The sequence below is a fragment of the Paenarthrobacter sp. AR 02 genome (assembly GCF_021538675.1).
Taxonomy (GTDB): Bacteria; Actinomycetota; Actinomycetes; order Actinomycetales; family Micrococcaceae; genus Arthrobacter.
Genome location: NZ_JAJUKH010000001.1, coordinates 813883 through 827644 on the forward strand (window position 1 = coordinate 813883; position 13762 = coordinate 827644).

The window sequence follows — 13762 nt, forward strand, 5'->3', positions numbered from 1 at the left end:
TGTACAGAAAGTGCCTTGATTAGGCTCCATCAGGGGCATTTGCGGGAGTAGCCTTGTTCCAGTTGATGTAGTGGATCTCTGTCCGGCTGGGGTTCTGCCGTGGGCCAAGTGCGTTCGTCGCTGTCCGACCTCCTGGGGGTACTTTCCGACGCCGTCGCCCCTCAGCACGTAAGGTTCGACGACGGGTCCCCCACCGCCGTCGTTCCGCCACCGGACGCTCCAGTCACCGTACGGGCCGTAACCCTCAGCAGGGTGGGAAGGTCACGCCGCGAGGGCCCGGTCCTGGACCTGGAACTGCGGGTTGCCGTGGAATGCCACGGTCCAGAACAGCTGGACAACATGGAGCAATTGCTGCTGGCTGTTGAACTCCACAGCCAGTACTCCGTGGTCTCCAACGGTGAACTCCCGCACGACGAGTACTCCGGCGCCATCCAGCAGGGACTGGGTTTCCTGGTGCGCATCCCGGTATCCCTCCGCTTCGAGGAACCGTCCGGTCCTTCCACCCAGCCTGCCGCGGGAACGCCAGGTGCAGGCCGTCGGATCCGGGGGCGGCTGGTGGACGTGCATAACAAAGGGATCCCCGACGCCTACATCCATGCCCACTCCTCCGCCTCAGCTGCTGTAAGCGATGCGACCGGGCACTTTGAAGTGGTGACATCCACCGATGAACTCCAGCACTTCGCTGTTGCCGTGGACGGCACTGAACGGGAAGTTTCGGCGAGCACCAGGAGCCTTCCCCTGATCATCCGCTGGACCTGATTCTGGAATCATTTGCTCCCCGGGGCCGCTCCCATGAAAAGATCAACCATGCGTCCGATGCAGCACTCCAGCAAACTCCAGAACGTCCGCTACGAACTCCGCGGTCCCCTCCTCCAAGCCGCCAAGGCCATGGAAGCGGAAGGCCACAGGATCCTCAAGATGAACCTCGGGGACACCGCACCGTTCGGCCTGGAAGCGCCGGAGTCCGTTGTGGTGGACATGATCCACCACCTCCGTGGAGCGCAGGGTTACAGCGACTCCAAAGGGATCTTCTCCGCCCGCACCGCCATCTCGCAGTACTACCAGACCCGCGGGCTCATGAACATCGGCGTCGAGGATCTCTTCATCGGCAATGGCGTCAGCGAACTGATCTCCATGACCCTCCAGGCGTTCATGGAGAACGGCGACGAGATCCTCATCCCCGCCCCTGACTACCCCCTGTGGACCGCAGCTGTGACGTTCACCGGTGGCCAAGCCGTCCACTACCTCTGTGATGAGGACGAGAACTGGTGGCCGGACATGGCCGACGTCGAAGCGAAGATCACCCCGCGCACCAAGGGCATTGTGATCATCAACCCGAACAATCCCACCGGGGCCGTCTACCCGCGGCACATCCTTGAACAGTTCGCCGCCTTGGCGCGGAAGCATGACCTGGTGCTGTTTTCGGACGAGATCTACGAGAAGATCCGCTACGTCGACGCACCCCACATCCACACCGCGGCAGTGGCCGAGGACGTGTGCGTGCTGACGTTCAGCGGACTGTCCAAGGCCTACCGCATGCCCGGCTACCGCGCCGGCTGGGTGGCTGTGACCGGGCCGCTTGCTGCCACTGCTGCGTACCGCGAATCCCTGGAACTGCTGGCTTCCCTGCGCCTGTGCGCCAATGTTCCGGCACAGCACGCCATCCAGACCTGCCTTGGCGGGTACCAAAGCATCGAGGCTTTGATTCGTCCTGGCGGACGCTTGCGCGAACAACGGGATCTGGCGTGGAAACTGTTGACGGCCATCCCGGGTGTTTCCTGTGTGCCCGCCGCTGGTGCCATGTATCTGTTCCCCCGGTTGGACCCTGAGATCTACCCCATCGAAAGCGACGAGAAGTTCGTCCTCCAACTACTGCAGGAACAGAAGATCCTGGTTTCGCACGGCACTGCCTTCAACTGGCCAACGCCGGACCACTTCCGTTTCGTAATCCTGCCGGCAGTGGAGGACATCGAAGAAGCGGTGCGCCGTATATCGCACTTCCTCGCGGCATACCGGAACCGGCCGGCACGGGAAGCCCAGTAGCCAGAGGGTAACTAGAGTGCCGGGTCCACCATGGTCATGCCGGCCGGGTTGGCCTGATCGAAGCCGGGCAACAACACGGCAGCTTCTTCCAGGCCGATGGTGCGTTCGATCAGCAGTTGCGGCTCAAGCGAGCCTTGCTCGATGAGCGTCATCATCCCCGGATAGTCCACAGCGGCCATGCCGTGGCTGCCCAACAGGTCCAGTTCCCAACCGATCACCCTTGCCATGGGCACTTGCGGGTTGCCATCGATGGACGGCAGCAAACCAATCTGGACATGCCGCCCGCGCCTGCGAAGGCTAAGGATCGCGTCGGCGCAGGTCTGTTCACTTCCGACAGCGTCAACCGCTACGTGGCTGCCTCCGCCGGAGAGGACGTTTACGGTGGCAGGGATGTCGGTGCCGTCAGCGAGGATCGTGTGGTCAGCGCCCAGCCGGTCGGCCACAGCCAGGGCTGCCGGGTTCCGGTCCACCACAATGACCTTCGCTCCCATGGCCTTTGCGATCATCACGGCGCTGAGCCCGACGCCTCCGGCTCCCACCACGGTCACCCATTCACCGGCCTTGACCTGCGCCCGGGCTGCCAACGCACGGTAGGCCGTGGCGAAGCGGCAGCCGAGGCTGGCCGCCGTCGTGAATTCAATATTGCCCGGGATGGCAACCAGGTTGCTGTCGGCTGCGTGCAGTGCCACGTACTCGGCGAACGATCCCCAGTGGGTGAAACCGGGTTGCTGCTGCTCGGGGCAGACCTGCGCGTCGCCTGCCAGGCACCATTCGCACGTGCCGCACCCGCAGACGAAGGGGACGGTGACGCGGTCGCCCGCCTTCCAGTTCCGGACGCCCTCGCCTACTGCGTCGATGACACCGGCAAGCTCGTGCCCGGGGACATGGGGCACGGCGATGTCGTCGTGGCCGGCCCACGCGTGCCAGTCGCTGCGGCACATGCCCGTAGCGAGCACTTTCACCACAACGCCCCCTGCTGGTGCCTCCGGTTTGTCGACCTCCCGAACGTAGGGCTGGGTCCGGACTTCATCAAAAATCACTGCTCGCACGGACTGACTCTAACAATCGGGCAGCACTGTCACACTTTCGCTGCTGCTTCCGACATCACTGCTGTAACGCACCAACTCTGAAGGGAAGTCAGCATGACCCGCATCAACATCGGCCGCAGCAACAAGCTCGGCTACGCTGCCGTCATTGGCCTGGAAGGCTACGCCCGCACCTCGGTGGATCCCGATCTTTATGAGCTGATCAAGCTCCGCGCCTCGATCCTCAACGGCTGCGGTTTCTGCGTGGATATGCACGCGACCGATGGCCACAAGCGTGGCATCCCGTCACGGAAGTTGCATGCTGTGGCCGCCTGGCAGCACTCGAAAGTCTTTTTCGACGCCCGCGAGCAGGCCGTCCTTGCCCTCACCGACGCCTTGACCCAGTTGGGACCCGACACTGTGACCGACGAGATCTGGAACGCTGCGGCAACCCATTTCGACGACAGCCAGCTGGGAGGTTTGGTCCTGGCGATCTCCACCATCAATGTGTGGAACAGGATTGCCATCAGCACACAGATGGAGCCGCCGGTGGACGAGAAGAATCCGCTGGTCTGAACGGTAACGTGAGCAGCATGACTCTTGCAGTCTCGGCCACGGTGGCGTGGCAAAGCGAACGGAACCGCCTGCTGGGGATTGCCTACCGGATGCTGGGCGACTTCGGCCATGCCGAGGATGTGGTCTCCGAGGTTGGGATCGACGCCGTGCGGCAGGAACGGAAAACCGACGGCGGCCGCGTGGACTCCTGGCCGGCGTGGCTGACCACCGTGTGCGTGCGCCGTTCCATCGACCGGGTGCGTCAGCTCGCGGCGGTGCGGGAGGACTACACCGGACCGTGGCTGCCTGAGCCCGTGGACACCGCCCAATTGCCGGAGGAGGCAGTGGCCAACCGCGAACTGCTGTCCTTGACCTTGCTGCATCTGGCCGAGCAACTGGCACCGGAGGCGCGGGCGGCGTTGGTCCTGCACCGTGCCTTCGGAATGCCCGCTCCGGAGATCGCGGACGTCCTGGGCAAGACGCCGGCCGCCGTTCGCCAGCTGATTTCAAGGGCCGAACGCCGTCTGGATATTGACCCTGACGCACCCGCACCCCGGGCCAAGGACCGGGCCGCCCTGGAAAAACTCGTCCAAGCCATTGAGCAAGGTGAGATCAACACGGTGGTCTCGATGCTCCACCGCGACGCAGTGCTGTGGGCCGACGGCGGTGGCAAGGTCAAGAGCGCCATGAACCCGCTGTTCGGGGCCTCAAGGATCGCACGCTTCTTTGCGGGCATCCTCGGCAAGGCTGTGGCCTTCGATCCTGTGGAGCCGATCCGGGCCTGGCTTGTGGAGATCAACGGTGGAACGGCTTTGGTGCTCAGGCATAACGGCCGCTCCGACGTCATGGAGGTGGACGCCGCCCCGGATGGAAGCATCCGCGGCCTGCGGCAAGTGTCCAATCCGGACAAACTTACGAGGGTCTCCCGTTCCTAGCCGCGAGTTCGCGGGAAGGCTGCGGGTTCGTCTGGAAACTTCCGTGCGAATTGGCAGGCTTCCCGCGAACTCGCCAGGCAGCCAACGCCACCGCACCCAGGCCGGCCGGGACCAGCAGCGCCCATCCGCTGAACACGAGCACAACGAGCATCACCACCGCCGCCACGATCACCCCGTACCAAGCCGGAGTTCCACGGCGGAGGAGAACCACTCCGGCAGCCAAGCCAAAGGCGGTCACCGCGGTGAAGCACGCCGAGGCCGCGCCAATTTGGAACTCCATGCTCAGCAGACGGGTCGCGGCGAGGACAAAGGAGATCGACGCCAACACGCCCAGGACGCCGAGACTCACCGACGGGGCCTCCCCCGGCCCGGCACCGCGCGCCAAAGCCCGCGGCAGCACGCCGTCGGACGCCAACCTGGCACCGAGCTTGCTGGCACCGGCCACGAAAGTATTCAACGGACCGAACGTGAGCACCGCCGCCGCGACGGCGGTCACCGGTGCTGCCGCGGGGCCGAGCCCTTTCGCCAGCAACTCGGCGACCGGGACGCTGCTGCCCGCGAGCGCGGGCCCCAGGACAGCTACGCACGCAGCCACGAGCCCGATGTACACCACGCCGACGACGACGAGCGTCAGCCAGGTTGCCCGCTTCAGGTCTCGCTCGGGGTTGCGGAACTCGCCGGCCAGGTGGGTGACGGCTTCCCACCCCGCGAAACAGAAGAACAACAAGCTGGCCGCACCTCCCACAGCCCAGTAGCCGTGCGGGGCGAAGGGTTCGAAATTCTCGGCCCGGGCATACGGCGCGGCCACGGCAACAGCGAAGGCAAGCAAAGCCACCAACAAGACCATGAGCAGCAGCTGCAGTTTGCTGGAGACCCTGATGCCCACCGCGTTGCTCAGAAAACCAGCCGCCAGGATCAACCCCGCGGCAATCAGTGCCGTCTCCCGTCCGCCTCCCATGGCGTGGGCGATGTACTCCCCGCCAATCACCGCGGTCGCTGGCGCGCCGAAGGGAATCGCGAAGTAGAACAGGTAGCCGGCCACCACTGACGCCCGGGACCCGAATGCCCTTGTGACGAACGTTGCTATGCCGCCGGCGTCGGGCTGTTGCCTGGACATTTCGGCGAAGCTGAATGCCACGGGCGTGCAGAACACCAGGAGCAAACCCCACGCCAATATCGACGCCGGTCCAGCCGCCTGGGCGGCGATGGCGGGCAGAACCAGCACGCCTGAACCGAGAATGGCCCCAACATAGATTCCCGTTGCACGGAAGAGACCCAAACCCGAACCGTTGACCGCTTTATTCACCATTCCACTGAACAGTATTCGGAAGGCTCCCAACAAGCAGGGATACTGCCTGCGAACAGCAATATCCTGCCGAATTTTCGGGTACTCCGGTCAGATGGACTGCGCCCGGACCCGCCTGAGGCGGGCCACCAGCGTTGCGGCGAGTAACGCCGTCGTGATTTCCAGTCCGATCACCAGCAGTAGTTGCGCTGCGCCGGACGTGTCAACAACGTTCGACGCCGGCCTGCCGCCATGGGCGTGTCCGGAACCGCCCGCTCCGAGCAGCAGCACGGCGTGCAGGGCGACCATGGCAAGGGCTGTGCCGATGACTTGGTGGAGTGCACCAACGCGACTGTGGCGCCAGATGTGGACTGTGCAGGGGATGCACACGGCTGCCAGGGCGACCATGAGGATACCCAGCCAGGCGTCGTGGTGCCCTGAGGCTGCGAGTCCAAGATGCACCGCGCAGGAGAGTGCCGTAAGGACGGCGCAGGCACGTGCGTGGAGGACGGGCCGGACCCGCCCTCCACTGATGGCCGAGGCCACGTTAGTGGCAGTGCCCGGCGGGCTCGCCGTGCTCTTCGCCTGCCGCATCTGAAGCTGCGGTGCTGTGGCAGCTTGAACCCGAGGCGTTGGCTGGAACGTCCAACACTGGGCTGCGGTCGAAGAACCCTTCCGGGCGCAGCTTGAAGCCAACCGTGTCCACCGGCATGATCGGCCAGTCTTCGACGCGGGGGAAGTGCGTGAGGCCGAAGGTGTGCCACAGAACGATGTCCTGGCCGTCGATGTCGCGGTCCTGGGCCACATACGCGGGCAGCCCGGCGCCGCCGGAGTGCTGGTTCACGAAGTCTCCCGTGGGGTAGCGTTCCTCGTCCGCGTAACGGGTGACCCACACGTCCTTGGTGGCGAATGCAGCGCGTTTGGCAATGGAAGAACCCGGGTCTGCCAGGAGGGTGGGCTGGTTCTCGGCGTGGAGTTTGTAGCCAACAGGCTCGCCCAGGCGGTTCCTGGATTCGGGGTTGGAGATGATCCAGGTTCTTCCGGCTCGCGCGTCGGCTTCCCGGACGGCCTCGGACTCTTTGGCCAAGACCGTACGCTTGCGGGAAAACGCGTTGCCACGTTCATTGCCTTCGCCCATGGCCTGGCGGACCACATCTTCTTCCTCCACCCGGTTGGTGAAGCCATCGATGGCCATGTCCAGACGCGCGCTGAAGAGGTGCTGGTGGAAGGGGGCGCCCAGTCCTGGCGCGAGCTGGGAAATGTTCTCCGAACCGCCTTCCGGGAACGCACTGGTGAACACGACGCCGGTGGCTTTCGCCTCGAATTCGATGGTGCCGTCCAGGTAGAGGTACCAGTAGAAGCCGTAATCGTAGTTGCCGATGGTGGTGAAGAAGGAGATCACCAGGCGGCGGTTGCGGCGGGTGTAGTTGATGCCGGTCCAGAGGTCGGAGTGCTTGGAGAGGATTCCCCAGTCTTCCTCGTGCATGCAGATGCCGTTGCGGATTTCGCGGGGATTACCGAAGGCGTCGCTGATGACCGGGCTCAGGTAGGTGATATCGCCCAGGCAATCGCAGCCGAGTTCCAGGGAGTTGGCGTACTGGCCCACCAAGTATTCGCCGGTGTCGAAGTAGTTCTGCCATGACCGGATTGGGGAGGGATCGCCGTAGGGCACCACCATTTCGGCGATCGAGGCGCGGTTGATGATGGGCCGCTTCCTGCCTCCGTCCTGGAACGCCAGATTGTGGAGGACAACTCCTTCGCGCACGTCGAAGCCGACGTCCACGCTCCATTTTTCCCACTCCACATGGTTGCCTCCGGTGACCGTGAAGCTGGGGCCCTCCGGCTGGGTGATGCTGATGGGCTTCTGGGTTTCCCGGAGCGGGCCGGTCAGTTCCGGGTCCGTGTAGTTTCCGTGCTCGGCCGGAATGGGCATGACCCCAAGATCGATGACCTGGGTCACCTCCTTGTTGACCACGTCCACATAAGCCACCAGTCCATCCACCGGATGCGCCCAAGCACTGTCCTCGGGAAAGTCCTGCACGAAAGCCAGCCCGCGGAGGATGCGGCGGCCCTTTTCTTCGTCGTACTCGAAGACGCCGGCGGATAGCGGGGCCACCCGGACTTTGGCGACGTCCAGGTCGCGGGCCGCAAGGGCTGCGAGCCAACGCTCGTCCGTAGCCAGGAGCGTCTCGACTACCTCGAACTCTTCTTCCAGGACCGGCAGTTCACCGGAGACTTTAGTGTCAAGCTCGACGGCGGAGAGGACCTCGCCGCGGGTCACGGAGACCAGGATGTCGGTGGGTGCGCCACCGGAGATGTCGTGGATGAAGATGCGGAAGCGACGGTCTTCGTCTGCCTGTCCGCGGGAGGGGTTCACGAGCCCCAGGTAGGCAATCCGCTTCTCGGGGCCGAGCTGTCCGGCGGCCTGCAGGATTCCTTGGACCTGGGAGATTTCGGCGTCTGTGGCCAGGCGGTACTGCGTTTCCTCAATGGCGGCTGTCTCAGTTGCTGTGGGCGTCATGGCTGCCTCTTGTCCGGGACCGCGTGCGGTCAGGATTTATTTTCTATAGTTGTAGAGAATAACCAAAACGTAAGATGGGTCACAAGACCTGTCCACCATATTTTTTCCGGGAGCCCCAACAGTGCCAAAGATTGTGGACCACGATCAACGACGCCTTGAACTGGTGGACGCAACCTGGCGCATCATCGCGAGGCTGGGCATGGAGGGCGCCACCATGCGCGAGATCGCTGAGGAAGCCGGCTTCGCCAACGGCGCCCTCAAGCCCTACTTCCCTACCAAGGACATGCTGCTGACCTCGGCGTTCGGGCACGTTTTCAACCGCACCAACCAGCGCATCGCCTCGATGACTGAAGGGCTGGCCGGAGTAGCGGCGCTGCGGGCGTTCTGCGCGGAGGTATTGCCGCTGGATGAAGAACGCGTCAACGAAGCCCGCATCGTGATCCCGTTCTGGCAGAAAGCGCTGAACGACGCCGACATGGCCGCCCTCCACAGCGCATCCATGAACCAGTGGCACACCACCATCACGGCGCATGCCGCAGCAGCCCGCGCGGCCGGTGAGATCAGCACCCCCATCGGTGACGCCGCCGTCGCCGACCACCTGCTCAACATGATGCTCGGCGCGCAGATCGTGGCGGCATTGTCCCCCGACGAACACTTTTCGCAGGACCTTGCCGGGCAGTTGGACAACTACCTGGCGCTGCTGGCTGGATAGTTAGCTAGTTGCCCCCGACGCCACCACGCCAACGCCCAGGCCCGCGATCACGCCGCTGCTGACACGCTCGACGGCGGTGCTCACCTTGGGCCGCTTCAGCCACCGCATGGCCTTGAAAGCGACCATCGCGATCATCGAGAGGTACGCGAAGGCGATGACGGCCACCACCACACCCAAAATCAGGGAAGTGCCCATGGTGTCGCCCCCGTGGGGAATGAACTGCGGGACCACGGCTAAGTAGAAGAGCCCAACCTTGGGGTTGAGCAGCGTTGACAGCGCTCCGGCACCCAGAGCGGAAAGCCGGCTGTAAGGGAGGGGCGCATTCTTCGTTGCCCCGCCCATGGTCGCGGCCTTCGCGGCTTTCCGGGACTTGATGAATGAGGAGACGCCCAGGTACAGCAAGTAAAGGCCGCCTGCGATCTTGAGCCAACGGAACAGTTCGGCCGATTGCTCCAGGAGTGCCGCCAGCCCGACGCCCACCAGGGCTGCCCAGACAATCGCACCGGCCGCCGAACCCGCGGCGGCAGCGATCCCCGCGCTGGGGCGGTTCAACGCAATCCGCAACACGAGGAACGTGTCAGGACCGGGCGTCACGGACAAGACGAGGCAGAGGCCAGCGAAGGCCGCGAGGGAAGCAAGGGTCACAAGCTCGATTATCAGGGACGGGCGCCGTAAGGGAAAGCGTTCACTTCCCGTCAAGGGCTGTTCGTGCATAGACAAGGCCCATACCCGTGACGCCCACCACACTGGAAACATCGCCGCGTGCCTCACTGGCCGCCAAGACTTACTACCCGAGCGGAGTACCAATGGAGACTTACGACGCCCTGCTGGCATCGATCACACCAGCCCCCGGCCAGAACAGCCGCACCATCTTCGACCCGGCCACGGGCCAGGCCGTTGGCGAAGCGCCTGTTCACACCGTCGAAGACCTTCAAACCGCGATCGACGCTGCAGCAGCAGCGCAACCCGCATGGGCTGCCCTGGGTCACGACGCCAGGTCCGCTGCGCTCCTGAAAGCAGCCGACGCCGTCGAACGGTCCGCCGAAGAGCTCGCCCAACTGCTCTCCCGCGAGCAAGGCAAGCCGTTGAACGGACCGAACGCCCGCTTCGAAGTCGGCGCCTGCGCCGCATGGCTCCGCGCCACCGCCGGCACTCCGCTGGAGCCGGAAACCGTGGTGGATGACGGCGAAACGCGAGCTGAACTGCACTACCGGCCCATCGGCGTCGTGGGTGCCATTGGACCGTGGAACTGGCCCATGATGATCACCGTCTGGCAGATCGCCCCGGCACTGCGCATGGGCAATTCGGTAGTGGTCAAACCCTCCGAGTACACACCGTTGTCCGTGCTGGCGCTGGCTGCCATCATCAACGAAGAACTCCCTGAGGGCCTGCTCAGCGTTGTGTCCGGCGGCCGTGATGTCGGCGAAGCGTTGGCCTCGCATGACGCGATCGGCAAGGTCATGTTCACCGGTTCCACCGCCACGGGCAAGGCGATCATCCGTTCCTCGGCCGACACCGTCAAGCGCCTCACCTTGGAACTCGGCGGCAACGACGCCGGCATCGTCCTCCCTGACTCCGACCCGAAGGCAATCGCCGAGGGCCTTTTCTGGGGCGCGTTCATCAACACCGGCCAGACCTGCGCCGCGCTGAAGCGACTCTACGTCCACGAATCCCAGTACGAGGCCGTCTGCTCCGAGCTCGCCGCCGTCGCTGCCGCCATGCCCATGGGTAACGGCTTGGATGAGAACAACGTCCTGGGTCCGCTGCAGAACCGGCAGCAGTACGACATCGTGGCCCGGCTGGTTGAAGCCGCCCGCGACTCGGGCGCCCGCATCCTGGTGGGCGGCAACCCTGACGCTGACCAGCCCGGCAATTTCTACCCGACGACGTTGGTGGCGGACATCGACAACGACAACCCGCTGGTCGCGGAGGAACAGTTCGGGCCCGCCCTGCCGATCATCAAGTACAGCACCGTTGACGAGGCAGTCGCCAAGGCGAACGCGCTCGACGTCGGACTCGGCGCCTCGGTCTGGTCGTCCGACCTGGGTGCGGCCCGCGAAGTCGCCGCCCGTATCCAAGCCGGAACCGTGTGGATCAACAAGCACGGCGCCGTGGACCCGCGCGTCCCGTTTGGCGGCGCCAAGCAGTCCGGTTATGGCCTGGAGTTCGGCGCCGAAGGCCTGAAGGCCCTGGGCGTACCGCAGGTCATCAACGGCTGACATCTCCTTCCCAAACCAGGTAGCAGCTAACGCCCTTTAGACTTTCCCATAAGGGCGTTAGCTGCTGCCCAGTTGGGTTTTCGGGCGCCCTCCCGGGGTTTCGGAACGGTAGGAGAAGCCTTGTTCCGGGCCGAGCCCGAAATAGTGCCTGAAGTTGTAGATCAACGGTTCCCATTGCGTCGGATCGATGTGCTGGGTATTCGGCAGGACCAAGGATTCGCGCACGTGGATCTTCTCCACCTGGCATTCGACGACCGCAAATTCTCCTGCGCCTGATGGAGAGATCACTGTCGCACGGGCTTCAAGTTGAATGCCGCACTCCTGTACCCGCGGCGGACGAACACCAACCGAGCCTTGGCTGTTGAGTCGGGCGGCCGCGAACTTGTTGGCTTCGAAGGTAGTGCGGACAGGTTTAGTCGGTGGCACCGGATTCGCTCCTGTCAGCGAAGCAAGCCGCTCGACAGCCGGCCAAAGGTGGGGCTCGGGGTAGTTCAAGGTCAGCTCCGGGCGCGAGCGGAGGTTGCTGATGGTGTGCCCGTCCTCCCCTAACCCCAGGACAATGGTGCGACCAAGCGCCCACGCGGAGGAGATAGGTGCGAGGTTAAAGGATCTATCGGAATTCTCAGTGCAAACCAAGACCACGGGTGTGCCGAAGTAAAGGATCTTGGGGTCCAATTCAATATGCGGTGACATGGTTTAGAAGCGTAGGGCGCCAACGGTTCGGCACGGACCGAACTATGCAGGGCCAATAATGGACGCATGGCTACCGACGTTCTTCCGGCTGGAGAGGGGTTTGCTTCCCTCGCTGCACTCTTTGCTGACAGGACTCGTGCGACGTTCTGCCTGGCGCTGTTGGACCGGCGCGCATGGACCGCCTCTGAACTGGCAAACTACGCCCAGGTGCCGAAGTCTTCAGCCACCGAGCACCTCAACAAGCTCATCGGAGCAGGGATACTCACGGAGATACGCCAAGGCAGGCACCGTTACGTGCGGCTTGAAGATGCCCGGATCGCGGAGCTGATCGAGACCATGGCCAGCCACGTCGAGCCGGTTCCCAGCAATCGCCGCTCGTACACCTCCATCACTCGTGACCAAGCCCTAAGGCGGGCCCGCACCTGCTATGACCACCTTGCAGGTGACCTGGGGGTCAGTTTGATGAACGCCCTCGTCGCCAAGAACATCATCAATCTCGACTCCGGGGTACAGCTGACCCCCAAAGGTGAGCAGGATCTGGCGCGGGCCGGAATCTCAATCGAGAGACAAGGAACAAGACCGCTGATACGAACTTGCTTGGACTGGACCGGGCGCCAGTACCATGCGGCTGGGCTGGTGGGCGGGGCGATCTGCAGGCATGCCCTTGCCAGCGGATGGGTGCTTCCCACGCCTCAAAGCCGGGCCCTGAAGATCACTGACCTCGGCGTGATGGAAATGAAAAGGCACTTCGGGCTCGAACCAGCGCGGGGAGAACGGCGACTGCAAGGATGACCGCACCGCACCCGATCACGGCAACACCGGCCCATAGTCGGGTCACAGGGCGGACGCGTTTGGGCCGCCGGGAGTTCCGCGTGTAACCATGAGCACCATGTCCCAGAAGATTGCGTACCAAGGCGAGCCCGGAGCCAACTCGGACCTCGCGTGCAAGGAAATGTTCCCCGAACTCGAAAGCGTTCCGTGTGCCAGCTTTGAGGACGCGTTTGAGCTCGTCGCCACCGGCGCGGTTGACCTTGCCATGATCCCGATCGAGAACTCCATCGCCGGCCGCGTAGCCGACATCCACGTTCTCCTTCCCCAGTCGAAGCTGCAGATCGTAGGCGAATACTTCCTGCCCATCCGCTTTGACCTCATGGGAATTCCGGGCAGCACCATTGAAGGCGCCACGGAGGTCCACAGTCACATCCACGCACTGGGACAATGTCGCCGGATCATCCGCGAAGCAGGCCTCAAGCCTGTGATCGCCGGCGACACGGCAGGTTCGGCGCGTGAAGTCAGGGACTGGAACGATCCCCGCAAACTGTCGTTGGCGCCGCCGCTTGCCGCCCAACTGTACGGCCTGGAGGTCCTGGCGTCCGGCGTCGAGGACGACCCCACCAACACCACCCGTTTCGTTGTCCTGGCACGGGAACGCGAGCTTCCCACCAAGGAAGAACTGCCGGGTCCGGCGATCACCAGCTTCGTCTTCCGCGTCCGCAACGTCCCGTCGGCCCTGTATAAGGCACTCGGCGGCTTCGCGACCAACGGCCTGAACATGACCCGTCTGGAAAGTTACATGGTGGGCGATGAGTTTGCCGCCACAATGTTCCTTTCCGACGTTGAAGGCCACCCCGAGGACGCACGCCTCCGGCGCGCGCTTGAGGAACTCGAATTCTTCACCACCGAAGTCCGGGTCCTGGGCGTCTACGCAGCCGACGGATACCGCGAACGGAACACGGTCAAGGCCTGAAAGGCAAGCCATCTTTCATTCAGAACA

14 protein-coding genes are annotated in these 13762 nt (G+C 63.9%); 8 read left to right on the forward strand and 6 right to left on the reverse strand.

Features of this window, described 5'->3' with window-relative positions:
* Positions 1–99: 99 nt before the first annotated feature.
* Positions 100–759, forward strand: coding sequence for a hypothetical protein (locus LRQ04_RS03790; protein ID WP_235517794.1), 660 nt, complete (start codon positions 100–102; stop codon positions 757–759).
* A 48-nt stretch (positions 760–807) separates the two neighbouring features.
* Positions 808–2043, forward strand: a complete 1236-nt coding sequence (locus tag LRQ04_RS03795) for a pyridoxal phosphate-dependent aminotransferase (protein ID WP_235518654.1) — start codon at positions 808–810, stop codon at positions 2041–2043.
* A gap of 11 nt (positions 2044–2054) precedes the next feature.
* Here the strand turns inward: LRQ04_RS03795 and LRQ04_RS03800 are convergent, their stop codons facing one another.
* Complete coding sequence (locus tag LRQ04_RS03800) at positions 2055–3092, reverse strand: zinc-dependent alcohol dehydrogenase family protein (RefSeq protein WP_235517795.1); 1038 nt, start codon at positions 3090–3092, stop codon at positions 2055–2057.
* Positions 3093–3185: 93 nt separating this feature from the next.
* Between LRQ04_RS03800 and LRQ04_RS03805 the strand changes: the two genes are divergently transcribed.
* Positions 3186–3644, forward strand: coding sequence for a carboxymuconolactone decarboxylase family protein (locus tag LRQ04_RS03805; RefSeq protein ID WP_235517796.1), 459 nt, complete (start codon positions 3186–3188; stop codon positions 3642–3644).
* Between the two features lie 17 nt (positions 3645–3661).
* Entirely contained in the window at positions 3662–4558 is an 897-nt protein-coding gene (locus LRQ04_RS03810; protein ID WP_235517797.1) for a sigma-70 family RNA polymerase sigma factor, read from the forward strand.
* On the opposite strand, the gene LRQ04_RS03815 is transcribed toward LRQ04_RS03810, so the two are convergent.
* The 3 genes from LRQ04_RS03815 to LRQ04_RS03825 all read right to left on the reverse strand — a co-directional run bounded on the left by LRQ04_RS03815 (position 4536) and on the right by LRQ04_RS03825 (position 8364).
* On the reverse strand, positions 4536–5867 hold the full coding sequence (locus LRQ04_RS03815; protein WP_235517798.1) for an APC family permease: 1332 nt from the start codon (positions 5865–5867) through the stop codon (positions 4536–4538). The two genes, LRQ04_RS03810 and LRQ04_RS03815, sit on opposite strands and share 23 nt — an antisense overlap.
* Before the next feature lie 87 nt (positions 5868–5954).
* The gene (locus tag LRQ04_RS03820) at positions 5955–6389 is read right to left on the reverse strand and encodes a hypothetical protein (RefSeq protein WP_235517799.1); all 435 of its coding nucleotides are present in this window, start codon (positions 6387–6389) and stop codon (positions 5955–5957) included.
* A 1-nt stretch (position 6390) separates the two neighbouring features.
* Positions 6391–8364 carry a primary-amine oxidase gene (locus LRQ04_RS03825; protein WP_235517800.1) on the reverse strand — a complete coding sequence of 658 codons (1974 nt, stop codon included), beginning with the start codon at positions 8362–8364 and terminating at the stop codon, positions 6391–6393.
* 121 nt (positions 8365–8485) lie between these two features.
* Between LRQ04_RS03825 and LRQ04_RS03830 the strand changes: the two genes are divergently transcribed.
* Positions 8486–9076: a TetR/AcrR family transcriptional regulator gene (locus tag LRQ04_RS03830; RefSeq protein ID WP_235517801.1), complete on the forward strand. Its 591-nt coding sequence runs from the start codon at positions 8486–8488 to the stop codon at positions 9074–9076.
* Here the strand turns inward: LRQ04_RS03830 and LRQ04_RS03835 are convergent, their stop codons facing one another.
* Positions 9077–9721, reverse strand: coding sequence for a LysE family translocator (locus LRQ04_RS03835; RefSeq protein ID WP_235517802.1), 645 nt, complete (start codon positions 9719–9721; stop codon positions 9077–9079).
* A gap of 161 nt (positions 9722–9882) precedes the next feature.
* On the opposite strand from LRQ04_RS03835, the gene LRQ04_RS03840 reads away from it, so the two are divergent.
* Entirely contained in the window at positions 9883–11295 is a 1413-nt protein-coding gene (locus tag LRQ04_RS03840) for an aldehyde dehydrogenase family protein (RefSeq protein ID WP_235518656.1), read from the forward strand.
* A gap of 57 nt (positions 11296–11352) precedes the next feature.
* Here LRQ04_RS03840 and LRQ04_RS03845 read toward each other — a convergent pair whose 3' ends face one another.
* On the reverse strand, positions 11353–11988 hold the full coding sequence (locus tag LRQ04_RS03845; protein WP_235517803.1) for a flavin reductase family protein: 636 nt from the start codon (positions 11986–11988) through the stop codon (positions 11353–11355).
* A gap of 66 nt (positions 11989–12054) precedes the next feature.
* On the opposite strand from LRQ04_RS03845, the gene LRQ04_RS03850 reads away from it, so the two are divergent.
* The gene (locus LRQ04_RS03850) at positions 12055–12780 is read left to right on the forward strand and encodes a helix-turn-helix transcriptional regulator (protein ID WP_235517804.1); all 726 of its coding nucleotides are present in this window, start codon (positions 12055–12057) and stop codon (positions 12778–12780) included.
* Between the two features lie 97 nt (positions 12781–12877).
* Positions 12878–13735: a prephenate dehydratase gene (locus LRQ04_RS03855; RefSeq protein WP_235517805.1), complete on the forward strand. Its 858-nt coding sequence runs from the start codon at positions 12878–12880 to the stop codon at positions 13733–13735.
* Positions 13736–13762 lie beyond the last annotated feature (27 nt).

Coding starts and splice junctions, on each gene's coding strand:
- LRQ04_RS03810 (WP_235517797.1), top strand. CDS start 3,662: ATGACTCTTGCAGTCTCGGCCACGGTGGCGTGGCAAAGCGAACGGAAC.
- LRQ04_RS03840 (WP_235518656.1), top strand. CDS start 9,883: ATGGAGACTTACGACGCCCTGCTGGCATCGATCACACCAGCCCCCGGC.
- LRQ04_RS03855 (WP_235517805.1), top strand. CDS start 12,878: ATGTCCCAGAAGATTGCGTACCAAGGCGAGCCCGGAGCCAACTCGGAC.
- LRQ04_RS03825 (WP_235517800.1), bottom strand. CDS start 8,364: ATGACGCCCACAGCAACTGAGACAGCCGCCATTGAGGAAACGCAGTAC.
- LRQ04_RS03815 (WP_235517798.1), bottom strand. CDS start 5,867: ATGGTGAATAAAGCGGTCAACGGTTCGGGTTTGGGTCTCTTCCGTGCA.
- LRQ04_RS03805 (WP_235517796.1), top strand. CDS start 3,186: ATGACCCGCATCAACATCGGCCGCAGCAACAAGCTCGGCTACGCTGCC.
- LRQ04_RS03850 (WP_235517804.1), top strand. CDS start 12,055: ATGGCTACCGACGTTCTTCCGGCTGGAGAGGGGTTTGCTTCCCTCGCT.
- LRQ04_RS03845 (WP_235517803.1), bottom strand. CDS start 11,988: ATGTCACCGCATATTGAATTGGACCCCAAGATCCTTTACTTCGGCACA.
- LRQ04_RS03795 (WP_235518654.1), top strand. CDS start 808: ATGCGTCCGATGCAGCACTCCAGCAAACTCCAGAACGTCCGCTACGAA.